The sequence below is a fragment of the Marinobacter salexigens genome (assembly GCF_002806945.1).
Taxonomy (GTDB): domain Bacteria; phylum Pseudomonadota; class Gammaproteobacteria; order Pseudomonadales; family Oleiphilaceae; genus Marinobacter; species Marinobacter salexigens.
In genome coordinates this window covers 283,499-308,251 of the sequence record NZ_NIHC01000003.1, presented here as the reverse complement: position 1 = coordinate 308,251, position 24,753 = coordinate 283,499, and the positions used below count along the sequence as shown (strand labels likewise).

Here is a 24,753-nt window from a genome sequence, read left to right as displayed (position 1 = left end):
GGCTTAAAGCTCAACACCCTTCTGAGCCTTGATGCCCTGATCCTCAAAGGCATGCTTCACAACGCCCATTTCTGTCACCGTATCAGCGATATCGATTAGCTCTTTCGGGGCACTTCTACCAGTAACAACCACATGCTGCATCTCCGGACGCGCCTGGAGATCGTCCAGAACACGATCCAGATCCAGGTAGTCGTACTTCAATGCGATATTGAGCTCATCCAGCAAAATCAGATCGTAACTGTCGTCTTTCAGCATGCCGGCAACTATATCCCATGCGGCATTAGCCGATGCAACATCCTGTTCGCGGTTTTGAGTGTCCCAGGTATAGCCTTCACCCATCACGTGGTAATCCACGTTCGGCAAATTCCGAAAAAAGGCTTCTTCGCCGGTACTAAAGGCACCTTTGATGAACTGCACGATGCCAACCTTCATGTCGTGGCCAAGGGCGCGGGCCACCATGCCAAAACCGGAGCTGCTTTTGCCTTTGCCTGGGCCTGTCAGCACCAGCAATATGCCTTGCTCCTTCTGGGCCTTGGCAATGCGTGCCTGCATGATTTTCTGTTTGGCGGCCATGCGTTTGGCGTGGCGTTCGGGGTCTTTTGCGCGTTCACGCATGGGTAGTCTCCTTGTCATCGAGATAAGTCAGCGGCTGGCCTTTGAAGATGGCGGCAACGACTTCGGGCGCTGACGGGAAATAGCTGTAAAACAGACTGGCAACCAAACCTTTGCTGCTGAACACGGCTTCACTCCCTGTGCCAGCTTGTTTTCGGGTATAGGCGACAGGCTGCCAAGAGGTGTTCAGCGTGAAGCGGTGAAACGTATGTCCGCGCAGTTCACCCTCCTTTGTATTCAAACTGTGCATGCCTATGCCTTGAAGGCGCTTGGCAATGGCAGCTTGGCCGGGTAAGAGCCCGAACAGAGCGTGTACAGCGCCCGCTTTATCGGAAAATTCTTCCATACAACCAATCAAGCCACCGCATTCCGCAAGTATTGGTTTTCCAGCATCGTAGAAGGCTTTGATGGCTTCGCGCATCGGCAGATTATTACCGAGAGTGTTGCCGTGTAGGTCCGGATAACCACCGGGGAGCCACAAGGCGTCTGCCGTGGGCAACTCTGAGTCCGTCAGGGGCGAGAAATAGTGCAACTCGGCTCCCATAGCCAGTAGCAGTTCGGTGTTGGCGCGGTAGATAAAGCTGAAGGCAATATCCCGGGCAATGGCAATGCGGACACCTGTCAGTAACGCTTGAGGCCTGACAGGCTCAACAGCAGCAACAGGGACCGCTTTCGGCAACTCATTGAGCCCCGCGGCTTTGAGTACTTCGGCAGCGCTGTCCAACTGCTGATCAAGGGTGCTCAGTTCTGCTGGCTGTACCAGGCCCATATGCCGGTCGGGAATATTCATTGCGTCGTTTCTGGGGATGGCTCCCAGCAGGCTGATGCCCTTGGGCAAGCCTTCCCGCAGCATATCGCCATGGCGAGGACTACCGATTTTGTTCGCAATCACCTGGTATACGGCGAGCTCCGGATCAAACCTGGCAAGCCCCGAGGCAACCGCACCAAAAGTCTGCGCCATGCCACCCGCATCAATCACCGGCAGCGCCGGAATACCCATGAGTTTGGCCAGATCTGCACTGGATGGATCGCCATCAAATAACCCCATAGCGCCTTCGATCAGAATAAGGTCTGCGGTTTTCGCAGCTTCCGCCAACCGCCACCGGCACTCGTCTTCGCCGGTCATCCAGGGGTGAAGCTGGTAAACAGGATTTCCTGATGCGACTTCCAGCACCATGGGGTCCAGGTAATCTGGGCCGTGCTTGAACACTCGTACCTCACGCCCGGCGTTCCGGTGCAAACGCGCCAGCGCAGCTGTCACCATGGATTTCCCCTGCCCAGAGGCGGGAGCGGTAATCATCACGGCCGGTACGGCTTTACTCATTGGCTTACCCTTCTCATAACGTGAATCAGGAGGACACTGGTACAAATATGGGGGCACCGTCAGCTTCTACAGTCATCAACTTCTGGTTATACAGTTGCTCAAGCGCCGATGACTCAAGCATGGCGTCAGCTGGCCCCCAACATGCGTCGCCGTTGGTATATAGCAACAGGACATGGCTACACCAGCGTGCAGCGAGATTCAGATCGTGCAGGCACATAAAAATGGTTTTCCCGTCACGTGCCTGATTCCGAAGCAAGTGCATCACCCTGACCTGATGGTGCAGGTCCAGATGATTGGTGGGCTCATCGAGCAGCCACACATTGGGGTTTTGGGTCATCAAGGTGGCGATAGCCACGCGCTGGCGCTCTCCACCCGACAAGGTGTTCAGCAAGCGACAGGACAGGTGATCAACATCCAGCAAAGCCAAGGCTTGCTGCGCCCTTGCCTGGTCGTCACCTTGCTCGCTTTCCCAAGGGGATAACCAGGGGTGCCGTCCTATCAGGGCAGTTTCCATAACGGTCGCCGGGAAACTGTCTTGCCGCTCTTGGAACACCAACCCGATATGACGGGCAATCTCACGGCGCTTCAAGCCAGCTAGCGATGACTCATTTAACAGTACCCGACCGCTGCGTGCAGGAAGTAAACCCGCGAGTGTGTGCAGCAAGGTGGTTTTGCCGGCACCGTTGGGGCCAAGGACACCCCAAGTCTGGCCAGGTTCAATATCCATATCTAGCGCATAACCGTCAGGCCTTCCTGGTACATTGATGACTAAATCACGGGTACGCAACGTACTCATCAGCGACTCCTGTGCAGCAGGTACAGGAAGGTAGGTACGCCCAGCAAGGCAGTAATCACGCCCACGGGCAATTGTTCGGGCGCTATAACTGTGCGCGCCAAGGTGTCCGCCAGCACCAATAGTGTGCCGCCTGCCAGAGCACAGGCTGGCAGGATAATCCGCTGGTCATTGCCCAGCACCAGGCGGAGCATGTGGGGCACAATCAAGCCAACAAAACCGATGCTGCCGGCGGTTGTGACCGCCGTTGCCGTCAGCAGACTGGCGAGGATGTAAATGGTCCACTCCAGAGGCCGAACGGATACGCCAAGTGCCGCCGCCTGCATTGGGCCTCGTGCCAACACATTCAAATTACGGGCAAGGGGCAGAACCACCACAATGGATAACGCCAGAACGATCAACGGTGGCCAGGGTGTGCGGGCATAGGAAACATCCCCCATCAACCAGTACAGCATGCCGGGGAGCTTGTAAGAGGGGGTTATGGCCAGCATAAGCGTGATCACCGCGCCCCAGCCTGCCGCAACCACTACGCCTGTCAGCAAAAGGCGCGAGGGGGTCCAGCTGCCAGTGCCATGGGCCAGGCCGAATACCAGCACAGTGGCCAGCATTGCCCCGGCGAACGCTGAGCCGGATATCAGCAGGGTTCCCATACCTGTCAACATGGCCAGAAGCGCCCCCACTGCGGCACCGCCGGACAGCCCAAGTACATAGGGATCCGCCAACGGGTTGCGGAGTAATACCTGCATGAGCGCGCCGGCAACGGCCAGCAGACCGCCGGTGGCAAATGCCGCAAGCGTTCGCGGCAAGCGCAGTTCCCACAAAAGCGTGCGGTGCAGCGCATTGCCTTCACCCTGGATAACCGCGAGAAGGTCAGCAGGAGAGATGGTCACACTGCCCAAGGCCAAGGCCAGCAACACCGCCAGCAAAGCGACGATGCACAGGACAAGCAGCGAACGAATCACCGAACCCGAGCCCGTATAGGCTTGCCTGATCGTAGCACTACTGCTCACGGACTATATCCAGCTTTTGACACACTGCCTCGCTGGCTTGAAGGAGCCTTGGAGTGGGCCGGGAGATAGGAGAGGCGGGAATAAAGAACAGATTCCCCCGGGAAACTGCCGTCATACCGGAATAGCTTTTCCAGTGATCGAGCTCATCATCGTTTGTGCCTTCCACGCTGCCAGTCAAGATGACATGGGGATCTGCCTGCAGCACTACCTCTGCGCTGATCCTGGGTACCAGTCGTGGAAAATCACCAAAGACATTAACGCCCCCACAAAGCTGCAGCACCTTGCCAATCAGATGGTCGTTGCTGATTGTCATCAGCGGCGTTTCCCATACCTGATAGAACACCGGAATTGGTTCCGCACTGCGGTATTTCTGTGCAATCTCCGCGATGCCTGTGCGAAACCGTTCCGCTTCTGCATAGCCTTCTGCTTCCGTTCCCGCCAGAGCGGACAACCGTTCTATGACGCTGGAAACCTCCTCAAAGGTACGCGGCTCGATGGCAAATGTGGTCAAACCTAGTTCGTGCAGCATCTCCACCTGTGCGGGCGGGTTACCGGTTACCCAGGTAATGACCAGATCCGGCTCAAGGGCCAGCAGGGCTTCAAGGTCGATTCGGGTATGGTTGCCAACCAGAGGAATCTTCAGTGCGGCGGGCGGGTAGTCGCTGTGATTTACAACGGCTACGACCTTTTCGCCAGCGCCTGCCGCAAACATCAACTCCGTAGCACCTGGCGACAGGGTGGCTATGCGCTTGGCCGGTTCAGGCAAGCATACTTGTGTGCCCTGTCGATCTTCAGCACACACCTCTGCCAATGCCATTACAGGCAGAGTCAGAAGCGCGCATAGCAGAGCTTTAACCGGCCAATAGCTCATTGATTCACTCTCGCTCAGCGGAGATCGTACCGCACGGTAAGCATGCCTGTGCGACCTGAAGCGATGTACTTGACACCGTCAAAGCGTTCGGCTGTTGAGTACTCTTTATCCAGCGCATTTACCAATGTCAGGCGGGCATTCCAGTCAGGCGCAAAATTCCAGCCTGCACGCAAGTCCAGCGTTGCAAAACCAGCCAACCGATTGGTATTCGCCGCATCGTCGTAACGATCGCCTTCTGCAACCACGGAGCCACCAAATGTAAAGTTACTGATAGCCTTGTCCAGATCCATTCGGGCAGTGCGACGAGTGATGCGCCTTAGCTGATTGCCAGTTTTCCGATCTTCGGGAATCAGGTAAGTCAGGGCAACAGCAGTACGCCAGCCATTGTACTCATAACCGGCGGAGGCTTCCGCACCCTGAATTCGCGCTTTATCAATATTGACGCGGGTATCAACGGTGCCAATCTGACCGGAACCAATCAGGTTATCAACGTCCATCTGATAGGCCGCCAGGTCCCAGAACCATCTCGCGTATGACCCGCTGGCGCCCAGTTCATAGTTTTTTGACTTCTCGGGTTCCAGATCCGGGTTACCCTGGTAATTGAATGCCAGTGGCCAGTATAGATCATTAAACGTGGGAGCCCTGAAAGCCGTGCCATAGCTGGCACGAACACGGTGCGACTGGTCGAATCGATAGCCCAATGCTACACCGCCCGTTTCATTGGTTCCGTAGGCCTCGTTATCATCACCACGCAGGCTCATCTGAGCATCAACCGGCCCAAAATTCAGCCGTAACTGGCTGAACACAGCGGTATTAGTGCGGCTGGTCTCGGTATAGTCCTGGGTGCTGCTAACTTCATCCTGCTGCAGCTCACTACCCACAACCAGTTCGTGGACATTGTAGGTAAATGTGTTTTCCCATCGGGCCTGTCGCAGTCGCGAGTTATATGTGGTGTCACTAAAGCTGGTAAAGGTATCCGATTCGTCTCTCGATTCCGAAAACTGGATCGCCGTTTTCCAGTTGTCATTCAAGGGTGTCATCAGGCCAAAACCCAAGGTGCGGATCATATAGTCAATATTGCCGCCCTCGTACTCCGTGTTTCCTTCGGACTGCAACAACATAACGCTCGCCTCGCCGCCGTTGTCCAGAGCATGCACAATCCGCCCAAGCCCTGCGGTATTACGGAAACCTTTGTCATCGCCATCTTCGATGATGGCCGTACCATCGGTTTCCTTGTGCAGCCCACTCAAGCTGAACCGTGTATTACCCACTGAACCTGAAGCTCCGGCGCTCACTTTTTGGGTATCGAAGTTGCCCGCTCCGGCCTCTACCCAACCCCTGTTGCCGTGCTTTGGGTCCAATGTAAAGGCCTGCACTACGCCTCCCATGGCATCTGCACCGTAAAGTGAACTGCGAGGCCCCCTCACAATCTCAACACGCTCAATAAGGTCGGTGGGAAAGTACTGCCAGGAAGCGCCACCGCTGGTTGCGGAGCGCAGCTTTACACCGTCCACAAGAAATACCGTTCCTGCGTTCTGGATGCCACGGGTATAAACACTGGTTGTTTTACCGAAAGAGCCATTCCCGGTCACGTTAATGCCTGGTTGCCCACGCAAAAGGTCGGAAAAATCAGCGGGTGCCTTGGAGCGAACTTCTTCCTCATCAATGACAGTAACGGAAGCAAGGCTTTCACCAACAGTTTTTGGCCCAAGCGTCGCGGTAACAACAATGGGGTCCAGCTTCGGCGCGTTGGCGTCTTGGGCCACGGCTATCGAGAGGGGGCTGAATGCAAAAGGGAGTACCAGAGCACCGGTAATCGATCGGGAGACTTTCATCACATACACTCGCAGACACACCACGCGCACCCGCATGGCTAGTTATTTGGTGCTGCAAAGGGAAGCAAAAGCCCGGTAATAACAGACTGGGGCATAACAAAGGGTGGGAAAATTCCGTAAGACAGGCCGGTGTTTACCCACCGCAACTGCCCTCCGCAGCGTTCGGTGTGTTTGGCAGGCCGGTCTCCGGACTTGTGAGCTTATGATGATCGGCGCAAACCTTCCCATGCTATTGCACAGTGGCATCTTTCTTCGCCGATCACTCACTTACCGTTGCGGGGGCAGTGCCGGACTTTAACCGGCTTCCCGTTTCACTGTTGTTTCGTTGATGATTGCGTAACAACAGCACCTACAAACGCACAGCAAGGCTAACAACGCGTTAATGTTTGGTCAATGACTAATCACAAGCCTTCCAGGCCAACGCTGTTTCGAGCCTGCCCCACTCGCTTTCACTGTTTGCCAAACCAAACCTCAACATTCCCGGTTGTGTAAAGGCTCTCACCAACACAGCCTGGGCGGCCAGTCGTTCCGCAAGTGATTGTGAACACTCAACACGCACCGTTTGGAACAACGCACTACCACCCACAAGTGTTAGCCCAGCTGACAGCAATAGGTCACGCAATCTGGCAGCACTAAGCTGCAGACGAGTGCGGGCTTGCCATTGCCATGCAGTATCGTTGAGCGCCCGCTGCATCACAAAGCGAGCCGGCCCACTAAGTGACCAGGGGCCGAGCACCCTCTTTAAAGATTCTGCGACTGCCGAATCCGAAAGCACCACTCCAGCCCGCACGCCCGCCAAACCAAAAAACTTCCCCAGCGAACGCAGAATAATCAAACCTGGTAAACCGACACGGAACGCCAAACTGAATGCCGGCGTAGCATCCATAAACGCCTCATCAACAACCAGCCACCCGCCCCGTTTTTGCAGCTGCCGATGCCAGCGCAACAGGGTGGACGGCGGGATGATTTCTCCGGTGGGGTTATTGGGGTTGATCCAGACCAGCACATCCAATTGGTCCAGCCAACGATCATCGTAGCCTGAAGCCCCGCCGCCGGTTTGCTCCGGCCCAACAGGAATAACCGTATGGCCGGCCTCACGCCAGCTATGTCCATGCTCGAGATAACCCGGTACAGGTACACCCACACGGCAGGGTTTGCGTAATCGCGGTAGCGCCATAATTGCCGCCTGGCTGCCCGGCACGGGTACACAGTCGGCTTCCGGGGGCACTCCTGACCACCTGCGAATAACCTCTTCAAGCCCATCATCGGCTTCCGGCAACCGTTGCCAAACCTCCGGCGGTATCTCAGGTACCGGCCAGCCAATCGGGTTTATACCGGTGGACAAATCCAGCCATTCCGAGCGGGGAATACCCCAGAGTTCTGCCGCTTTGTTCAAGCGCCCGCCGTGTTCCAGCATCATGATGAGTACGCCACCAGAAATATAAGTACTGTAGCCATCAGAACCGCTCCAAGCCAGAGCCAGACACCCCGCTGCACCAGTGTAATCGCCGCCTCCACACTGGCATAGCTCGCATCCTGAGCACCACCCAGAACCGGACGATGTTTAACACCGGAAGGATAGGGTGAGGGCCCGCCAAGCCGAACATTCAGTGCACCTGCCCCCGTAGCCATAACCGGCCCGGCATTGGGGCTATCCCATTGTGGCGCCTGATTGTGCCAGCACCACCAGGCCAGTTTGCGATTGCCTAGCACCATGTAGGTAAAGGCCGTCAGGCGGGCAGGCACCCAGCCCATGATGTCATCCAGACGTGCCGCAACCCGGCCAAAATACTGAAACCGCGGGTTACGATAACCCCACATGGCGTCGAGGGTGTTTACCATTCGGTGCATGATCACACCCGGAATACCGGCAACCAGAAACCAGAACAAACTGGCAAACACAGCATCGGCTCCATTCTCCAGCATGGACTCGGTTGCAGCAGCCGCCACACCCTGCTCGCTCAGGGCGCTGGCCTTGCGACTTACAACTCGGCTTACCTGATTACGCGCTTTTTCAAGGTCACCTGTCCGCAACGGCTCAGCGACGGCCCTGCCGTGCTCTGCCAACCCGCGCAGTGAAATGGCCAGCCAAAGGGCTAGCGCTTGGGCCAGCACCAGCAAGGCACCACCAAGAGCCGTAGAAACCCATAAGGTGACGCCCAAAATGGGCGCCACCAGCAAGCATACTGAAAACAGGCCCGCCAACAGGCTTCGCGTGGGATTGTCGGGTGCCATATTCAACTTCTTTTCCACAGCAGTAGCCAAGTTCCCAAATCCGACAACCGGATGCCAGCGACGCGGCTCGCCAATCAGGCAGTCAAGGGCGAGGGCAAATACACATACGATAAAAGGGGCAAATAGAAACACTGGTGTTCCCGGGCAGTGTGAACATGAAGCCGTCAAGCCTACCTCATTCCATTCAGTCGGAGTATGATCTCGCTCCATACTCTATTGAACTCAAGCCCTGATCACCGTAACCGCAGCTTGCGTTACGGCTTTTCGATGTCTGAAGGTAAGTGAAATGTCGTTCCCCAGCAGTTGGACCAACCCTCCCCAGCAACCCGACGCGCACTTTTTTGAGCGGGCCGCCCAGCGCCAAAGTGTGCTGACCAAGCCCGCCGGCTCTTTGGGTCGGCTTGAAAACGTTGCCGTTCAGCTGGCTGGGCTTCAGGGCACAGAGTCTCCCGCAATTGATCGTATCCAGATCAGCGTATTTGTAGGTGATCATGGCATTTGCGAAGAAGGCATTTCAGCCTACCCCCAGGCAGTCACTGCCCAAATGATAGCTAACTTCGCCACGGGCGGCGCAGCCATCAGCGTGCTGGCCAAATCTCTGGAGGCGGAGCTGGAGGTTGTTAACCTGGGCACGGTTGCAGATGTTGCTATCGGCTTGCCCGGCATTGTAGATGCTCGCATTGCCCCCTGTACCCGTAACTTTGCCGAAACCGACGCCATGACAACGGAGCAGCTTTGCGCCGCCCTGAGTCACGGTGATGCGGCAGCTCAGCGGGCAGCCGACAAAGGCAGCCAGTTGTTTATCGGCGGCGAAATGGGTATCGGCAACACAACGTCTGCAACCGCTATCGCCAGTTCGCTCATGAGCAAGAACCCCATGAAACTGACCGGCCCCGGCACCGGTCTGGATGCTGCGGGCGTGCGCCACAAAGCAGAAGTCATCATCCTGGCGATTCAGCGCCATGACAATGACGATGACGGCCAGGATGCAGTTGCCGTACTCAAGGCCTTTGGAGGCTTTGAGATTGCGGCCTTGGCAGGCGCCTTTGCCGGCTGTGCAGCACGATCCATCCCGGTTTTGGTAGACGGCTATATTGCCTCAGTTGCTGCGTTGATTGCGGTAAGCCAACAACCCGACATCCGCCCCTGGCTGCTGTTCGCCCACCGCTCGGCAGAACCAGGACATCAGGCCATTCTGGCCGAGTTGGAAGCAGAGCCTTTGCTTGATCTGGGCATGCGTCTCGGCGAGGGTAGCGGTGCAGCAGCGGCCATTCCGTTGCTTAGAATTGCTTGTGAACTACACAATAAGATGGCCAGTTTTGAAGATGCAGGCATTAGCAATAGAGAACAGTAATCAGTTGAGGGCAGCACCATGTCTGATAGCACAACCGTGTTTGATCTTATACGCCACGGCGAGCCGGAAGGCGGGCCTATGTATCGCGGCAGCAAAGACGACCCGCTGAGCGAAACCGGCTGGCAACAAATGCGGGATGCAATCAGCGAAACCGACCACTGGCACGCGATAGTGTCCTCGCCCATGCTGCGCTGCGTGCATTTTGCCCGGGAACTGGCAGATCGTTTCGAAATCCCCCTGCACACGGATGAACGCTTGCGGGAAATAAACTTTGGCGAGTGGGAGGGGCGCACCGCTGAGGAAGTGATGGCCAGCGATGGCGAACGGCTCAATGAGTTCTGGGCCAACCCGGCTGCCAATACACCACCGGGGGGCGAACCAACCGGGGATTTTAACCACCGGGTTATTGAGAGCTGGCACCACTGGCAACAAGAGCTTGCAGGTCAGAACCTACTCATTGTTTGCCACGGCGGCGTGATCAGGATGATCGTTGCAGAAGTTATGAACATTCCACTGGAGCATGCTTTCTCCGGGCTGGCCACACCCTACGCCTGCCGAAGCAGAATACAGGTAAACACTTCATCCCACGGGCGGTTTCAGTGCCTGGTGGCCCACGGAACACTCAAGGCTTCAACACCATAGGCAGCCCGGCAACGCTCATTACCACCTTGTCGCTCACTGCCGCCAAAGCCTGGTTCAGCCAGCCCAACTCATCCGCAAAGCGGCGGGTGAGCGGGTCCATCCCTATCGTGCCCAGCCCAACCTCGTTGCTCACGATCACCAACTCGCCGGGATAAAGCCTTACCTGATCTAAAAACGCTTCTCGCTCCCGGGCAAAGGTCTCTTCCCCTGCGTGCAAAAGATTACTCAGCCACAGGCTCATGCAATCGATCAGCATACAAGGCGGCTGCCCGCTTGTTGCCCTGCGAGCAAGCACCCGAGCAAGGGCCAGAGGCTCTTCCTCGAGCCCCCACCCAGCCGGGCGTTGTTGCTGGTGGTGTTGGATACGCGCACGCATTTCGTCGTCCCCGGCGGTGGCCGTGGCCAGATACACCACTGAGCGGCCTGTATCGAAAGCCAGCCTCTCTGCAAGCGCGGTTTTACCGGAACGGATACCGCCAAGAACCAATGTATGCATGTAATTTTATCTCCGGGGATCAGGCATGCATGCTAACTGGCTAGCCTGCCGAAAAGCAAAAAGCCCCGCGAGCGGGGCAAAGGTTGGAGAGAGCTTATTCGGTAATGACGGGTCAGAACTTGACGCGTGCACCGGTCATGGCAATGTTGACGTCATCGTAGCTACGCTCTTTTGCACTCAACTGGTAGTTGTTGAACGACGCGTACACATCCAGCCACTTCGCCGGCGTATAAACATAGCTGATGCCATAAGCTTTGGCTTCGCTGTCGGTCACAGGCGCAGGCGTGTACTCAGTGCGGTCTTCACCTACAGCGTGGTGAATGGCAACCGAATGATTGCCGGTTTTGTAGCCGGTTTTCACCATATAGAAGTCTGAGGAGGTGCGCGCTTTGTCGTCCTGCATGGAGTAAACGCCAGTCAGGTTGAAACCACTGGTGTGCAACCAGGAAGCGGACCCGCCATAAACCTCGACCTTGTCTGCGGCGCCACCGACATCTTTACGCGAGTAACCAATGCCGGCAACCAGCTTACCCGCCAATGGCAGGGTTACTTTCGCTGCCAGTTCACTGACGTCATCACTTCCTGACGTACCCTTTTTATTCTTATAGCCCTGACTCACCGAAACCGTTACAGGACCCATCCGGGGGCTGTCATAACGCACACGGTCGTACCGCTGTTCGAAGTCCTGGTTATGCAGGGCCTGAATGAGTTTTACGTCATTGCCAGAGCCATCTTTTGCCACAAACGGCAATGAACCACCCATGAGCCCAAGGTTAGAGAAAGCCGCCACCTTGGTGCCAGACAAGTCAATTTCGGTATTCCCGTCAGCAGCGCCAGAGCCCTGGCCAATAGAAACCTGTCCAAAATCACCCGCAACAAACAGGTTAATGTGGCGCTCTTCAAGCTCACCGCTTATTGAGCGGTTGTCCGGCGTGACTTTGCTTGAATCGTTGTGCTGGTATTCAAACTCAAGATGGGTACCGACCCTTACACCCAGGTTCTCAACTTCCTTACTAATCTTTGCACCAAACCGGCTGGAAGCGTACTTGTTGTCCACTATGTAGGTTTCGGAACCATTGCCCGTATCTCCGTACATAACTGCCATATTCACCCAACCGTAGGTGTCGATGTCCAGATCGGGCACTTCCACGGTTTTAGCGGAAGCCGATGCAGCCGCCATGCCACTGCTGATCAAAGCGATAGCCAAGTATAGTTTGCGCTGATGCTTCATAAAACTCTCCATAATATCAATGGCTTAAAAAATTACCTCGAAGATAGTAAGCTAACTGTAGGCAATCTGAACCGCTTTGGTTTGACCCTTGTCAAATTGATACGGCTTTGGGAGGCACTCTAAGGACAAACACTTAGTAAAACCCCACTGTCATAGCGAAGCGGGGTGGCATCGCTTCAGGTTTTGAGGCCAAGCGCCATCGCTCTACCGGCGGCTTCTGCTATAGTTTTGTCCACGAGCTACCAAATTCCACTCGGGAGACAGCATGCAGGCTGAACTGATCGACATTCGCAACCATCTTATTCAGCACGCCCCGTTTGATGAGATGCCAGAGGAACTGGTTAACGAGCTCACCACCAACATTGAAATCAGCTATGTGCGGGCAGGCACCCAGATTACGGAAACCGGGCAAATCAGTACCCGCATGTATTACGTGCGCAGTGGCGCCGTAGAAATTTTCCGGCGCTCCGGCGAGCTTTATAACCGCATAAGTGAAGGCGAGATTTTTGGCCAGTTTGGCTTGCTGATGCGGGGACAAGTAAGGTTTCCGGCGCGGGCACTGGAAGACAGCCTGCTCTATTGCGTACCAAAGGAAATCTTTCACCACCTGTTCGAAAACGATGAGAACTTTGCAGACTTTGTGGAGATAGAAGACCGCAGCCGCTTGCGCTCGGCCGTCTCACGCCGGGAAAAGTCCAATGCGCTGATGACTTCCCGCGTTAACCGCCTGATTTCCCGGGAAACCGTCTCTGCCCCTACCACAGTGAGGCTGCAGGAAGCCGCGCGAATCATGACAGATCAGGGCGTGTCGGCGCTGTTGCTGATGGACGAAGAGTGCGGCGCCACCTGCGACAGGGAGCGCTTGGTGGGTATTATCACCGACCGGGATCTGCGCACCCGGGCGGTCACAGAAGCGCTTCCTTCCGAAACACCAATCAGCGAAATTATGACCACAGGTCTGATTACCATTCGAGCCAGTAGCTATGTGTTTGAAGCCATGCTCACCATGCTACACAACAACGTGCATCATCTGCCCGTCATAGACGGTGATGAAGTTCGGGGCGTGATCGCCCTTGCCGACATTGTGCGATACGAAAGCCAGAGCAGCCTGTATCTGGTGAGCAATATTTTCCATCAGCAAGATGTAAAGGCCCTGAAAAAGATCAGCCGGGATGTACGGGACAGTTTTGTGCGCATGGTGAATGAAGACGCCAACTCTCACATGATTGGCAGTGCTATGGCCGGTATTGGCCGCAGCTTTACCCAGCGCCTGCTGGAACTGGGTGAAGAAAAGCTGGGGCCACCGCCTGTTCCCTACTGTTTCATGGCTTTGGGCTCCATGGCCCGGGACGAGCAACTGGTAGTAACAGACCAGGACAACGCCATGATCCTGAGCGACAGCTTTGTGCCGGAAGAACACGATGCATACTTTCTTGAGCTGGCGAAGTTTGTATCTGACGGCCTTGCCGAGTGTGGCTACACCTACTGCACCGGTGACATCATGGCCACCAACCCGAAATGGCGTCAGCCACTAAAGGTTTGGCGCAGTTACTTTACCGACTGGATTGAAAACCCCAAGGCAGAAGCCCTGCTGAACAGTAATATCTTCTTTGATCTGGACGGCATCTACGGCCGCACGGAGTTTGCGGAAGAGCTCAAAGCCCTGATCAGTGAAAAAGCCAGTAACAGCCAGCTTTTCCTTTCCCTGATGGCACGCAACGCCCTCAACCGAACACCTCCTTTGGGTTTCTTCCGCACCTTTGTGCTTGAAGAAGACGGTAAACACCAGAAAACCTTTAACCTGAAGCGTCGGGGTACAGCACCGCTCTCCGATCTGATCCGCATTCACGCTTTGGCTTGCGGTTCCCGTGCACAGAACTCCTTCGAACGTTTGAAAGGCATCGGCAAAACAAAGCTGATTATGGAGGATGATCTGAGCAACCTGAGAGACGCACTGGAATTCATCTCTATTGTACGGATCCGCCACCAGGCTCTGACCCTTGAGGCTGGCGGTGAGCCAGACAACAACGTGCGGCCGGAAGACTTGTCGCCATTTGAGCGCAGCCACCTCAAGGACGCGTTCCAGGTTGTGAGCAATGCCCAGAAGTTCCTGAGGTTCCGGTACAACTCGCAGGCGACACGCCATGTCTGAGAACGATTCTCTGCCGGATGCCACCAAAAACCTGCCCTGGCCAGAGCAATATCAGGCGCTGTCGAAAAGTGCCCAGGCACCGGTGCTGAAAGCTTTTTACGAAGCCGGCTGCGTTTCAGAAGACACGCCGATCTCCGAGGTTGCCATGGTGGCGCTGGACTTTGAGACCACGGGCTTGGAGGCAGATGCTCATTCAATCGTCAGCATCGGGTTGGTGCCGTTTACACTCGACGCCATTCTGCTCAACCAGGCAAAACACTGGATCGTGCGCCCGAGACTGCCGCTGCACCAAACATCAGTCACCTTCCATGGCATCACCCACGCCGATATCAGCGATGCGCCAGACCTGTCAGACATACTCGAGGAGGTCTTTGCCAGCCTGAACGGCCGTATTCCGGTGGTGCACTTCAGGCACATCGAACGGCCTTTCCTGAATGTGGCATTGCAATACCGGCTGAATGAAGGCATTCGCTTTCCTCTGATTGACACCATGGCCATAGAGGCACACCTGCACCCAGACCGCCAGCCGTCTTTCTTTAAACGTTTGGTGGGAGAAAAGCCAATATCCATACGTCTGGCAGACAGCAGAAAACGTTATGGGCTGCCTCACTATGCTGCCCATAACGCTCTGGTTGATGCCATTGCTACTGCGGAGCTTCTGCAGGCCCAGATACAACATCACTTCGGCGTGCAAACACCTATTGGCAATTTATGGCTGTGAGCTGCCTCTGACGAGCTCCGACCTTATTGCGACGCCTTCACTTCAGAAATCCAGTCGCCATAGCCGGCTGCTGCCATTTCCTCCAGCGGTATAAACTTCAGCGCCGCTGAATTCATGCAGTAGCGCAACCCGGTGGGGGCTGGGCCATCGTTGAACACATGTCCCAGGTGCGAATCGGCAAAGCGGCTGCGAATTTCCGTGCGCTTCATGAAAAACCCGTTGTCTTCCCTTTCTACAATCATGTCCGAACTCAGCGGGCGGGTAAAACTTGGCCAACCAGTGCCGGACTTGTACTTGTCGCGGGAAGAAAACAGCGGTTCACCTGACACCACATCCACGTATATTCCTGGCTTTTTGTTATCCCAATAGGGATTACTGAACGCGCGCTCGGTGCCGTCATTCTGGGTAATGTCATACTGAGTGCTGGTCAGACGCTGTTTCAGGGTTTCAGCATCCGGTTTTACGAAGGCATCCGGGTCAAAGCCTTTTTTGTTACTGGCGCTGGTGCCAGCCGCACTCTGTGTATTATCACTGGGCTTGAACTGGCTGAAATCCAGCTCATAGTCGTCACCATAAACGCTCTCAATAAACTGATAGCGGCCGGAATTGTAGGTATAGAATTTGTAGCGCACCGGATTCGTCTTGTAGTAATCCTGATGATACTCCTCCGCCGGATAGAAAGTTTGTAGCGGTGTAATTTCAATTACCACCGGCTTTTCATAAATGCCGGAGGCCTGCAGCTCCTTTTTTGCGGCTTCGGCGGCCTGCTTCTGCTCCGGGTTGTGGTAAAAAATCGCCGGGCGGTACTGTTGCCCACGATCCACAAACTGGCCGTTGGCATCTGTTGGGTCCATCATCCGCCATAGCCCTTGCAGCAAGCCTTCGTAAGTAATTTCTTTTGGGTCGTAATAAACCTGCACCGCTTCGGTGTGGCCGGTCTTTCCACCTGCAACCTGCTGATAGGTTGGGTTAGGCTCTTCTCCGCCTGCATAGCCTGACACCGCCTCAACTACGCCGGGAATCTTCTCGTAGCCCGCCTCCACACACCAAAAACAACCCCCTGCAAAAGTAGCGATCTCCAAACCAGGGTCTGACGGCGCATATTCATTGGTTTCCGCAGCCGTTACAGCAACTGTATAGAAGGCACCACTTATTGCCGCAATAAACAGCGCTGCAACCATTGCGAGCATTTTTTGGCTCATAACTCATCTCCCGGGATATATGATTATAAAACTAATGACGGCCCTGCCCTGTTTCAGCGCTTCTCTTTATGGAGTGACCATCGCGCTAAAAGTTCACTCTCTAACCACAGCTGATCCCGCTATTTACCTCAAGCGCGCTCCCGCCACCGGAGCATCGCCACGATAAAAGGAATGGTCTACTCTTAACTTGAAAGCTTTAACTTGGGCTGTTTACCCATCCAATACGAAAGGTGGAGAGATACAGTTTACCTTCATGAATAAGGAGCGTTCTATGTTCAAGGGTCAAACAATCAGCCAGTACATGCTGGCACTGCTGGTATTACTACTGGCTTTTACTGCACAGGCAGAGAACCTGTCCGACGCAAAAATCCGTGCGTTTATTGCATCCATGCAGGACGCTCAGGCGCTACAGGATCAATATGGAGACACAGAGGGTTGGCCGGATCCAGCTAGCGAAGACATGGACTCAATGCCTGACATGTCGCGGCTTTTTTCGGCGGGTGTCGAGGAGATGAAAGGCTCCCCTGCCTTTGACAAGTTCGAAAGCTTGGTTAAAAAGCATGGCTTCAAAAACCTTCAATCCTGGGCAACTGTCGGAGACCGGGTTTTCGGTGCACTGATGGCGATTGAAATGAAAAACGCTAACGTAGGGTCGGAGATGGCTGAAGCTATGGCAGAAATGGAAAACGACCCGAACATGAGCCCTGAAATGAAAGCCCAAATGCGTGCAATGATGGGCGCAGCCCTTAACATGACAAAAGCTGCTGACAATGTACCGGCCGCAGACATTGAAGCCGTCAGGCCTCACTTGAACGCACTGAAGGCCACAATGGAGGACGACGAAGACTGAACGCCAACCAAAAAAGCCCGGAGACCGCAAACGGCCTGCCGGGCTTTTCAATACCCGGTGGGTTACACCAGGTTGTAAGCAAACACGATTACAACCGCCACCGGAGTGATGAAGCGCAGAAAGTTCAGCCACAGGGCGAACGTACCATCGCTCATTTCCAGATCGGCCTGCAGCGACTCTTTTGCCACGAACCAGCCTACAAAGATGGCGGTCAACAGGCCCGAAAGCGGCAACAGAATGTTGGCGGTAAAGAAGTCGAGCAAGTCGAAGATGGTGGCGCCTTCAAAGCGAGCAAACATATCAAGGGGTGCAAAGTCTGCCCAAACGTTCAACGACAACACAGACGCGATACCCAGCAGCCAGCACAGCACACCAACAAAAATAGCACTGCCCGAGCGCTCCATGTTGGTGTTCTCTTCTACCCACTCAACAACAGGCTCCAGCAGGGAAATTCCCGATGTCCACGCTGCAAACAACAGCAATACGAAGAACAGGGTGCCAAACAAATCGCCCATAGGCATGCTGCCAAATGCCAGCGGCAGGGTCTGGAATATCAGGCCCGGGCCAGCACCAGCCTCAAGGCCGTTGGCAAATACAATCGGGAAAATGGCGAGGCCGGCGAGCAGTGCTACTGCCGTATCCATCAAACCGATAGTGACAGCGGTACGCCCAACAGCCACGTCGCGCCCAAGGTAGGAGCCGTAAGCCATCATAATAGCCATACCCAGACTGAGTGTGAAGAATGCATGGCCCAAAGCAATCAGCACGCCGTTAACTGTCAGGGCTTTAAAATCTGGTGTAAACAGAAAGCTGACAGCCTCACCGAAGTGCCCGGTGGTGGTCGCGTAGCCAACGGTTATCAACAGCAGTACGAACAGCGCCGGCATCAGTATGCTGACCGCGCGCTCCAGGCCGTTCTTAAGGCCTTGAGACACCACCAGAATGACCAACGCCATAAAAAGGGTATGCCAGGCTAACAGCTGCTTGGGGCTCGCCAACAGATCACTGAACAGCTTGCCAATAGACTCAGAATTGCCACCGTTAAAATCCCCCAATGCCGCATGGCCAACATAAGAGGCAGCCCAGCCACCAATAACAGAATAAAAAGAAAGGATGGCAAATGCGGCGATCATGCCGATAACGGCTGAGATACGCCAGGCAGGTGAGCTGAGGTTGCGCTCGGCAACCAACCGCATACTACCTATCGGGTTATGGCGGCCGCTGCGGCCTATGTAGATTTCGGCCATCATGATCGGCACACCAATGATGGCAATACACAGCAGGTAAACCAGTACAAAGGCACCGCCCCCGTTCTCACCTACGATGTAAGGAAACTTCCAAACGTTTCCAAGGCCAACTGCAGATCCGGTTGCAGCAAGGATAAAGGCAAAACGAGAAGACCATAGGCCACGTGAGACTCCGGAATCGTTAACGGAAGCCGGGTTAGACTGGGACATGTTTAGTTCCTGTGCTTTTGGCTGAGCAAGCGGAATTTTAGAAGTTTTAGAAGCGCCTCAGGCAGCCCCCAAAGCGATAGCGGGAGGATTCTGCCAGCAGTGGCACATGGTTACCAGAGCCAGCAAAAAGATTGGCTCCGGATGCCTTGCAGGATAACTTAATCGGTTTTATGGAGAAACCGTGAAACCAGATCTTTCAGCCCATGAGACATAGTGCTCAGGCTATCACTGCTCTTTTTGGCCGAGGCGGCTTCTTCTTCACTATGGTCCGCCAGCTCGGCAATATTGATGATCTGACGATTGATTTCCTCAGACACCTGATTCTGCTCTTCAAACGCTGCCGACATACTGATAAAACTGTCAGAAATGTTTCCTATGGAGGTAACAATATCCCGCAGCGAGTTTTCGGCTTCCCGTACCTTTTCCAGCCCCTGGCCGGCAACCGCTTCACCATCCTGGGTGGCCTGCACTGCGGAATCCACCTGCAGGCGAAAATCATCAATCACCTCCTGGATACGCACTGTGGACTCACGAGTACGCTGGGCCAGTGATCGAACCTCATCGGCAACAACCGCAAAACCACGGCCCTGTTCACCGGCACGGGCCGCTTCAATGGCCGCATTCAGAGCCAACAAGTTAGTCTGATCCGCAATGTCTGAAATCAGGCTGGTGGCTTCACCGATGCTTTTCGTGGATTCGCCCAACCTGCTGATGGCCTGGCCAATCCCGTTCACACTGGTAACCAGCTGCTGAATGGCCACCAGAGCTTCCGAGCTTCGCTCACTGCCAATAACGGCAAGGCGATCCGCTTCTTCAGCCTCACTGGCGTTGCCCAGCATGGAGCTTGTCACTTCCTGAATGGAAGCTGTCATTTCTGTGATGGCTGAGGCTGTTTGATCTGTTTCGGTGCGCTGGCGCCCAATGGCTACGGCGCCATCACTGATATACCCATGGGAAGCTCGGGCCTGCTCATAAAGCAACTCAGCTTGATCTTCTATTCTGGCAAGCGCAGTGCGAACCCGGGCTTCTTCGCTTATCAGCAACATTGCCAGCTGTGAGAAGGTGCCTGCCTCACCACTGTAGGTACGAGCAACAACCGAGTCGTTAAATGCATCCGGGCGAAGCTCCAGAAGTTTCCTCAACCGGCCAGTCAGGCTTTTCTGGAACAAGATTACAGCCAACAAATGCCCTGCAACAATCAGCCCGACGGCCATCCAGGTTTTCTCAAATCCGAGAGCAACAACGCTTAACCCCAGCGATAATATGAGGGGCCAGGCAGTTTTCAGTGTAGACAGAACCCGGCTCACCTTGTGCCGAATGGGTTTGCCGGCAGCAATTCGTGAATAGAGCTTTTCAGCCCTTGCTACGTCCTCCCGGACGGGCTCTACCCGAACCGACTCATAGCCCGTCACTTGACCACTTTCCCGAATTGGGGTCACGTAGGCGCTCACCCAGTAGAAGTCACCGTTCTTTGTTCGGTTTTTAACCAACCCCATCCAGGCTTTGCCCGCTTTCAGGTATCGCCACATGCCTTCAAATACAGCCGGCGGCATATCCGGGTGGCGAATAATGTTATGTGCCTGGCCAATCAGTTCGGCCTCGGAAAAGCCACTGATCTCTGCAAACTCTTCGTTGCAGTAGGTGATAACACCTTTGAGATTGGTGGTGGTAATGAGCCGGCCACCCTTGCGCATTGTCACTTCATGCTGGGTTACGGGGAGATTTGTGCGCATTATGCAGCCCCCACAAGGCGCGCACGGGGATGGAGGCGAGCGTTTACCCAGAGCGAAAACGCGATAATCCCGCCGCCCAGTGCGAGCTTCAGCAGGTCGGCATCACGGTTCCAGATGACAAGATTTACCACCAGCCCGGCGGGCACAAGCACGTTGTTCATGATAGCCAGCGTGCCTGCATCCACTTTGCAGGCGCCACGGTTCCACAGGAACAGGCCTAGGCCGGACGCGGCAAGCCCCAACCACGTCAAAATGCCCCATTGCAGCGCGGTTGTCGGTAGGCGCTCGGCATTGCCGAAGATCATGAAAGAGGGCAAGGCAATAATCAGTGCGCCCATGAAGAAGTAGCCGAAGGTGCGGTACGCCGGAATATCCACCGGAAAGCGCCGCATCACGTGCTTGTAGCCGACCTGGCCTGCGGCAAAGGTAAAGTTCGCAACCTGCAGCAGCAAAAAGCCGGTGATGAAGTCTTCGCTCAGCCCGTCATAACGAATAATGCCAGCACCAAAGGTTGCGATGGCTGCCGCCACAAGCGCTACCGGGGAGAAACGCCGGAACAGTGCATCATCAAGCAGGGTGACATAGAGCGGTGTAAATATGGTGAAGAGCAGAACTTCCGGCACTGTCAGGTAACTGAAGGAGCGATACAGGCACAGGTAGGTGATACCAAACTGCAACATGCCGGTTGCCAGAATACCCAACCGGAGCCCACCGGGCACGCCGCGCCACCGTGTAAAGGGCAAAAAGATGAGCGTTGCCAGCAACACACGGCTAAGCACTGCAAAATCGCTGTCGACCTGGCCAGCCAGAAACTCGCCAATCAAGCTGAAGGAAAAAGCCCAGAGGACCGTTACAAAAACCAGGAGTCCCATATTGACTGCCACTCGTAAAAATTGGAGGTGTACTTTAACGGGTTTTAAAGTGACTTTCAGCGCCTTTGCGTGACAATTCCCTATAACGCAGGGCCTCACCGATCAGGTAGTATATTTCGCCCGCAATTCAGCCACACAGGCCTGACAACACCAGCCTTTCGGATCGACACCCTATGGATGAAGCCGACCAGCCATTGCCCGTTGCAGTTCGCAAATCCCTGATCTCGCGAACTCTGGCAGAGTGGAAAACTCTGGCAATACTCGGCGGGCCTATTTTGATTGCCCAGTTAGCCCAGATGGCCAACGGCGTTATCGACACAGTCATGGCGGGCCATGCCAGCGCGGAAGATCTTGCTGGCGTGGGCATAGGCAGCAGCCTCTGGGCACCTTTGTTCCTGTTGTTTATGGGCATGCTCGGAGCGCTTCAGCCCATTATTTCCGGTTACAACGGCGCGCGCACTCCGGCAAAGATAATGCCGGCGACCTGGCAGGGCATTTACATTGCCGGGGTGGGGGCCATCATCATGATTCTGCTGCTCACCAATGTGCACCCGATTCTGCAAGGGCTGAAGCTTGAGGCCAATACCGCGCGCATTACCCAGGGCTACCTGGATGCGTTTGTCTGGGGCGTCCCAGCGCTTCTGTTAATGGCTGCGCTTCGAGGGCTCACCGATGGTCTGGGACACACCCGCGTGATAATGGCGTTCTCACTGCTGAGCACGCTGATCAACCTGCCTCTCAACTATGTTCTCATTTACGGCAAGCTCGGGCTGCCCGCCATGGGCGGCGTTGGCTGTGGCTGGGCCACCTCTATCTCCAATGGTATTGCAGCCATTGCGTTGTTGGTCTTCCTGAGCCGCAGCAAGATATTCAAAAAGTTTCATCTGATTGCAGACTGGGCAAAGCCCAATGCCGCGCTGATTCGCTATATTTTGAGCATTGGTATCCCTATCGGATTCACCATTTTTGTAGAAGTCAGTATGTTCTCGGTAATCGCACTGTTTCTTGCGCCGTTGGGCCCGGTAGTCGTAGCAGGGCATCAGGTTGCTCTGAACGTTGTCTCTTTGCTGTTCATGCTGCCGTTGAGCATTGGCATGGCTCTTACGCTACGAGTCAGTTTTCTGATTGGCGCCGGCGCACCGGATACAGCCCGGCTGATTTCCCGCAGCTCACTGATTCTGGCCGCCACGACGGCCCTGGTGTTTGCCACTTTGCTGTTTGTGTTCTCACGGGGTGTTTCTGCTCTATACACCAGTGATGCAGAGGTTCAGGCGGTGACCGTGCGACTGTTGATGTTTGCGGCTATTTTTCAGGTGGCAGATGTGATTCAGGTTACCTGCATCAGCGCCCTGAGGGGCTATAAAGATACGAGCATTCCCTTTCTGATCATGCTGTTCTCATTCTGGGGTGTGGGTTTACCGGTGGGGTATGCACTCACCTTTACGGACCTGCTGGCGCCGGCAATGGGGGCTGCAGGTTTCTGGGTAGGGCTCACGTTAGGTCTGGCGTGCGCCAGTGTATTGCTTGGGTGGAGGCTGTTTCGCTACCGGCCCACAAATGCAGATGCTAGGTAGCCAACTCAGGGCTGCCAACAAGCGCCGCCGCAAGAGGCACAGGCTCATTATCCGAAAACACCACTTGGTCCCTCCCGGCTTCCTTGGCCAGGTAAAGCGCGGCATCCGCTCGCTGCAACCAATCCGCCGCGCTTTCATTGTGCCTGAGTAGAGCAACACCAAACGACGCGGTTACCCTGGTCTCACGGCACATCAGTTGTTGGCGAATAATTCGTTGCAGGTCATTCACCATCATTTCTACACCCCTTGCATTCACGTCAGAGAGCAATAGAACAAACTCCTCCCCGCCATAACGGTAAAGCTGATCCGTGCTGCGTATACGCTTCTGAACCAAAGCAACCAAGTCCAGCAATACCTCGTCACCAACACTGTGCCCGTGCTTATCATTTATTTTTTTAAAGTGATCAAGATCGATCATGATCAACCCGTAGGACCGGCTTGTGCGCTTGGCATCAGCCAGCGCTATCGCCAGCCCTTCATCCATAGAGCGCCGATTTTTCACTCCTGTTAAAGGATCAACCGTGGCCAGCAATTCGAGACTTTTACGATGCTGTTCATTTCGAAAGGCGAACACAAACGCGCAGATACAGGTCATGATCGTTGTGGAAAAAAACGACCATAGGTGCTCAGCCGACTGCAAACCGTCACTACGGATTACCATTGCAGTCACAATGGCTGACAGGCTCACCAAAACGGCAACACGGGAACTGACCAGGAAAAACGCAACCATCAGGCAGGGGTATAGCCAGAAAAAATCGGCTTGCCCAACAGCTCCAGCGGCAACGGCTCCAAAACACACAACCCAAGCCATCACAAAGCCTACGCGCCGAGTGTCCCCGGTTACCCAGGCATAGAGCATGCCGCCGCCAATACAGGCCAGGATAAGAACATCCACTATCCCGGCGACAACATTACCCTGGGCAATCCTGAGTACTACAAACGGGGTGATACCAAGAAAGGCGACGGTCCCAAGCAGCGTGATGATTGATAATTGGAAGTCCGTTTTCAGGCGGTTCAACATGCGTGCACCTGTCCATAAAAGCGCAATGTTAAGAACGAAAGCATAGTCCAACGCAACTTGAGATTCGCCGTAAGCTATCTTTTTTTTACAACTCACCTGTACTGGGCAACAAAACCGTACATATTGTAGCTGTCTACGACTAACCTTGCGGTTAGTCGTCTGCGGTTGTGTGCTTTGAAAGCTCGAGTCCACAGCCAATACGGGCCAGCTCCGCGAGCACCGCTGTACGCGTTACGATCCCTATAAGCTTTCCATTTTCCACAACGGGGTACACTTTCGGTTTGCCAGAGCCAAGCTTCTGGGCAAGATCAACTATCGCCATGCTTGGGGGAATTGCCAGAGGTTCACGGAACATGACATCGTCTACTATTGGATCGCCTTCACAATGATAATTGCTGACCAGCAGCGCATGGATGCAGTCCTGTTCCGATACAAAGCCCAGCACTCGTCGCTCTGCATCAACTACAGGTAGCCCGGTTATGTGATTCTCCAGCAGCGCCTTGACCACTGCGGTAAGCGGCGTTCCGCATCGGATGGGTTCAATATGGTTAGACATAACATTGGAAACTCTAAGCGCACACATGGCGAACTCCTCGCATCATTGAATGACCCTGCAGCAAAAGTGGTGCCTGAACCGATACTCTACTGTATACCCTGTACTCCACTGTAAACATAGGCAATAGACGTTCATTCCTCAATTTTCCGCGCCCGCCGGTTTACACATGCCGATATCCGACTAAACTCAACCACTTATACTCCATGCGAGTA

General features: G+C 54.8%; 22 protein-coding genes and 1 riboswitch. Of the genes, 6 read left to right on the top strand and 16 right to left on the bottom strand.

Annotation, left to right across the window (positions count from 1 at the left end; genetic code table 11):
- Positions 1-3: 3 nt before the first annotated feature.
- The 8 genes from cobO to cbiB form a co-directional block, all read right to left on the bottom strand.
- The gene (gene cobO / locus CDH47_RS06350; protein ID WP_100639016.1) at positions 4-615 is read right to left on the bottom strand and encodes a cob(I)yrinic acid a,c-diamide adenosyltransferase; all 612 of its coding nucleotides are present in this window, start codon (positions 613-615) and stop codon (positions 4-6) included.
- The gene (locus tag CDH47_RS06345; RefSeq protein WP_100639015.1) at positions 608-1,936 is read right to left on the bottom strand and encodes a cobyrinic acid a,c-diamide synthase CobB; all 1,329 of its coding nucleotides are present in this window, start codon (positions 1,934-1,936) and stop codon (positions 608-610) included. Before CDH47_RS06345 ends, cobO begins: the two co-directional genes overlap by 8 nt.
- A gap of 25 nt (positions 1,937-1,961) precedes the next feature.
- Positions 1,962-2,732, bottom strand: a complete 771-nt coding sequence (locus CDH47_RS06340) for an ABC transporter ATP-binding protein (RefSeq protein WP_100639014.1) — start codon at positions 2,730-2,732, stop codon at positions 1,962-1,964.
- On the bottom strand, positions 2,732-3,691 hold the full coding sequence (locus CDH47_RS06335) for an iron chelate uptake ABC transporter family permease subunit (protein ID WP_100639329.1): 960 nt from the start codon (positions 3,689-3,691) through the stop codon (positions 2,732-2,734). Before CDH47_RS06335 ends, CDH47_RS06340 begins: the two co-directional genes overlap by 1 nt.
- Positions 3,692-3,728: 37 nt before the next feature.
- Positions 3,729-4,610 carry a cobalamin-binding protein gene (locus CDH47_RS06330; protein ID WP_100639013.1) on the bottom strand — a complete coding sequence of 294 codons (882 nt, stop codon included), beginning with the start codon at positions 4,608-4,610 and terminating at the stop codon, positions 3,729-3,731.
- A 14-nt stretch (positions 4,611-4,624) separates the two neighbouring features.
- Positions 4,625-6,445, bottom strand: a complete 1,821-nt coding sequence (locus CDH47_RS06325) for a TonB-dependent receptor domain-containing protein (protein WP_100639012.1) — start codon at positions 6,443-6,445, stop codon at positions 4,625-4,627.
- A 160-nt stretch (positions 6,446-6,605) separates the two neighbouring features.
- A riboswitch (cobalamin riboswitch) is annotated at positions 6,606-6,813 on the bottom strand.
- A gap of 29 nt (positions 6,814-6,842) precedes the next feature.
- On the bottom strand, positions 6,843-7,862 hold the full coding sequence (cobD, locus tag CDH47_RS06320) for a threonine-phosphate decarboxylase CobD (RefSeq protein ID WP_100639328.1): 1,020 nt from the start codon (positions 7,860-7,862) through the stop codon (positions 6,843-6,845).
- Complete coding sequence (gene cbiB / locus CDH47_RS06315; RefSeq protein ID WP_239985601.1) at positions 7,862-8,812, bottom strand: adenosylcobinamide-phosphate synthase CbiB; 951 nt, start codon at positions 8,810-8,812, stop codon at positions 7,862-7,864. Before cbiB ends, cobD begins: the two co-directional genes overlap by 1 nt.
- Positions 8,813-8,966: 154 nt before the next feature.
- Here cbiB and cobT point away from each other — a divergent pair, with 154 nt between their 5' ends.
- Together cobT and CDH47_RS06305 are read left to right on the top strand one after the other, a co-directional pair.
- Positions 8,967-10,034 (top strand): nicotinate-nucleotide--dimethylbenzimidazole phosphoribosyltransferase, encoded by a 1,068-nt coding sequence (cobT, locus tag CDH47_RS06310; protein ID WP_100639010.1) that lies wholly within the window; start codon positions 8,967-8,969, stop codon positions 10,032-10,034.
- Positions 10,035-10,052: 18 nt separating this feature from the next.
- Positions 10,053-10,676 carry a histidine phosphatase family protein gene (locus CDH47_RS06305; RefSeq protein ID WP_100639009.1) on the top strand — a complete coding sequence of 208 codons (624 nt, stop codon included), beginning with the start codon at positions 10,053-10,055 and terminating at the stop codon, positions 10,674-10,676.
- On the opposite strand, the gene cobU is transcribed toward CDH47_RS06305, so the two are convergent.
- Together cobU and CDH47_RS06295 are read right to left on the bottom strand one after the other, a co-directional pair.
- Positions 10,657-11,172 (bottom strand): bifunctional adenosylcobinamide kinase/adenosylcobinamide-phosphate guanylyltransferase, encoded by a 516-nt coding sequence (cobU, locus tag CDH47_RS06300; protein WP_100639008.1) that lies wholly within the window; start codon positions 11,170-11,172, stop codon positions 10,657-10,659. The genes CDH47_RS06305 and cobU overlap by 20 nt on opposite strands.
- A 112-nt stretch (positions 11,173-11,284) precedes the next feature.
- Positions 11,285-12,403 (bottom strand): porin, encoded by a 1,119-nt coding sequence (locus CDH47_RS06295; RefSeq protein WP_161494479.1) that lies wholly within the window; start codon positions 12,401-12,403, stop codon positions 11,285-11,287.
- Between the two features lie 265 nt (positions 12,404-12,668).
- Here CDH47_RS06295 and CDH47_RS06290 point away from each other — a divergent pair, with 265 nt between their 5' ends.
- Positions 12,669-14,555 carry a DUF294 nucleotidyltransferase-like domain-containing protein gene (locus tag CDH47_RS06290; RefSeq protein ID WP_100639006.1) on the top strand — a complete coding sequence of 629 codons (1,887 nt, stop codon included), beginning with the start codon at positions 12,669-12,671 and terminating at the stop codon, positions 14,553-14,555.
- Positions 14,548-15,276 (top strand): 3'-5' exonuclease, encoded by a 729-nt coding sequence (locus tag CDH47_RS06285; protein WP_100639005.1) that lies wholly within the window; start codon positions 14,548-14,550, stop codon positions 15,274-15,276. The genes CDH47_RS06290 and CDH47_RS06285 overlap by 8 nt, the downstream gene beginning before the upstream one ends.
- A 23-nt stretch (positions 15,277-15,299) precedes the next feature.
- Here CDH47_RS06285 and msrA read toward each other — a convergent pair whose 3' ends face one another.
- Complete coding sequence (msrA, locus tag CDH47_RS06280) at positions 15,300-16,478, bottom strand: peptide-methionine (S)-S-oxide reductase MsrA (protein WP_100639004.1); 1,179 nt, start codon at positions 16,476-16,478, stop codon at positions 15,300-15,302.
- 271 nt (positions 16,479-16,749) lie between these two features.
- Between msrA and CDH47_RS06275 the strand changes: the two genes are divergently transcribed.
- Positions 16,750-17,328 carry a hypothetical protein gene (locus CDH47_RS06275; RefSeq protein WP_100639003.1) on the top strand — a complete coding sequence of 193 codons (579 nt, stop codon included), beginning with the start codon at positions 16,750-16,752 and terminating at the stop codon, positions 17,326-17,328.
- A 62-nt stretch (positions 17,329-17,390) separates the two neighbouring features.
- Here CDH47_RS06275 and CDH47_RS06270 read toward each other — a convergent pair whose 3' ends face one another.
- The 3 genes from CDH47_RS06270 to CDH47_RS06260 all read right to left on the bottom strand — a co-directional run bounded on the left by CDH47_RS06270 (position 17,391) and on the right by CDH47_RS06260 (position 21,390).
- A complete protein-coding gene (locus CDH47_RS06270; RefSeq protein ID WP_100639002.1) occupies positions 17,391-18,785 on the bottom strand; it encodes a sodium-dependent transporter in 1,395 nt (464 codons plus the stop codon).
- A gap of 158 nt (positions 18,786-18,943) precedes the next feature.
- Positions 18,944-20,518: a methyl-accepting chemotaxis protein gene (locus tag CDH47_RS06265; protein WP_100639001.1), complete on the bottom strand. Its 1,575-nt coding sequence runs from the start codon at positions 20,516-20,518 to the stop codon at positions 18,944-18,946.
- Positions 20,518-21,390 carry a DMT family transporter gene (locus CDH47_RS06260; RefSeq protein WP_100639000.1) on the bottom strand — a complete coding sequence of 291 codons (873 nt, stop codon included), beginning with the start codon at positions 21,388-21,390 and terminating at the stop codon, positions 20,518-20,520. Before CDH47_RS06260 ends, CDH47_RS06265 begins: the two co-directional genes overlap by 1 nt.
- Before the next feature lie 173 nt (positions 21,391-21,563).
- Here CDH47_RS06260 and CDH47_RS06255 point away from each other — a divergent pair, with 173 nt between their 5' ends.
- Positions 21,564-22,964, top strand: coding sequence for an MATE family efflux transporter (locus CDH47_RS06255; RefSeq protein ID WP_100638999.1), 1,401 nt, complete (start codon positions 21,564-21,566; stop codon positions 22,962-22,964).
- Here the strand turns inward: CDH47_RS06255 and CDH47_RS06250 are convergent.
- The gene (locus CDH47_RS06250) at positions 22,957-23,985 is read right to left on the bottom strand and encodes a GGDEF domain-containing protein (protein ID WP_100638998.1); all 1,029 of its coding nucleotides are present in this window, start codon (positions 23,983-23,985) and stop codon (positions 22,957-22,959) included. The two genes, CDH47_RS06255 and CDH47_RS06250, sit on opposite strands and share 8 nt — an antisense overlap.
- A 151-nt stretch (positions 23,986-24,136) precedes the next feature.
- Complete coding sequence (locus CDH47_RS06245; protein WP_100638997.1) at positions 24,137-24,568, bottom strand: CBS domain-containing protein; 432 nt, start codon at positions 24,566-24,568, stop codon at positions 24,137-24,139.
- Between the last annotated feature and the right edge of the window lie 185 nt (positions 24,569-24,753).

Bases quoted from the DNA above. Each gene is read 5' to 3' on its own strand.
- CDH47_RS06270 (WP_100639002.1), bottom strand. From the start codon at position 18,785: ATGTCCCAGTCTAACCCGGCTTCCGTTAACGATTCCGGAGTCTCACGT.
- CDH47_RS06260 (WP_100639000.1), bottom strand. From the start codon at position 21,390: ATGGGACTCCTGGTTTTTGTAACGGTCCTCTGGGCTTTTTCCTTCAGC.
- CDH47_RS06290 (WP_100639006.1), top strand. From the start codon at position 12,669: ATGCAGGCTGAACTGATCGACATTCGCAACCATCTTATTCAGCACGCC.
- cobO (WP_100639016.1), bottom strand. From the start codon at position 615: ATGCGTGAACGCGCAAAAGACCCCGAACGCCACGCCAAACGCATGGCC.
- CDH47_RS06305 (WP_100639009.1), top strand. From the start codon at position 10,053: ATGTCTGATAGCACAACCGTGTTTGATCTTATACGCCACGGCGAGCCG.
- CDH47_RS06255 (WP_100638999.1), top strand. From the start codon at position 21,564: ATGGATGAAGCCGACCAGCCATTGCCCGTTGCAGTTCGCAAATCCCTG.
- cobU (WP_100639008.1), bottom strand. From the start codon at position 11,172: ATGCATACATTGGTTCTTGGCGGTATCCGTTCCGGTAAAACCGCGCTT.
- cobT (WP_100639010.1), top strand. From the start codon at position 8,967: ATGTCGTTCCCCAGCAGTTGGACCAACCCTCCCCAGCAACCCGACGCG.
- CDH47_RS06345 (WP_100639015.1), bottom strand. From the start codon at position 1,936: ATGAGTAAAGCCGTACCGGCCGTGATGATTACCGCTCCCGCCTCTGGG.
- CDH47_RS06295 (WP_161494479.1), bottom strand. From the start codon at position 12,403: ATGAAGCATCAGCGCAAACTATACTTGGCTATCGCTTTGATCAGCAGT.
- CDH47_RS06330 (WP_100639013.1), bottom strand. From the start codon at position 4,610: ATGAGCTATTGGCCGGTTAAAGCTCTGCTATGCGCGCTTCTGACTCTG.
- CDH47_RS06285 (WP_100639005.1), top strand. From the start codon at position 14,548: ATGTCTGAGAACGATTCTCTGCCGGATGCCACCAAAAACCTGCCCTGG.
- CDH47_RS06250 (WP_100638998.1), bottom strand. From the start codon at position 23,985: ATGTTGAACCGCCTGAAAACGGACTTCCAATTATCAATCATCACGCTG.
- CDH47_RS06245 (WP_100638997.1), bottom strand. From the start codon at position 24,568: ATGTGTGCGCTTAGAGTTTCCAATGTTATGTCTAACCATATTGAACCC.
- CDH47_RS06275 (WP_100639003.1), top strand. From the start codon at position 16,750: ATGTTCAAGGGTCAAACAATCAGCCAGTACATGCTGGCACTGCTGGTA.
- CDH47_RS06265 (WP_100639001.1), bottom strand. From the start codon at position 20,518: ATGCGCACAAATCTCCCCGTAACCCAGCATGAAGTGACAATGCGCAAG.
- CDH47_RS06325 (WP_100639012.1), bottom strand. From the start codon at position 6,445: ATGAAAGTCTCCCGATCGATTACCGGTGCTCTGGTACTCCCTTTTGCA.
- cobD (WP_100639328.1), bottom strand. From the start codon at position 7,862: ATGCTGGAACACGGCGGGCGCTTGAACAAAGCGGCAGAACTCTGGGGT.
- CDH47_RS06340 (WP_100639014.1), bottom strand. From the start codon at position 2,732: ATGAGTACGTTGCGTACCCGTGATTTAGTCATCAATGTACCAGGAAGG.
- msrA (WP_100639004.1), bottom strand. From the start codon at position 16,478: ATGAGCCAAAAAATGCTCGCAATGGTTGCAGCGCTGTTTATTGCGGCA.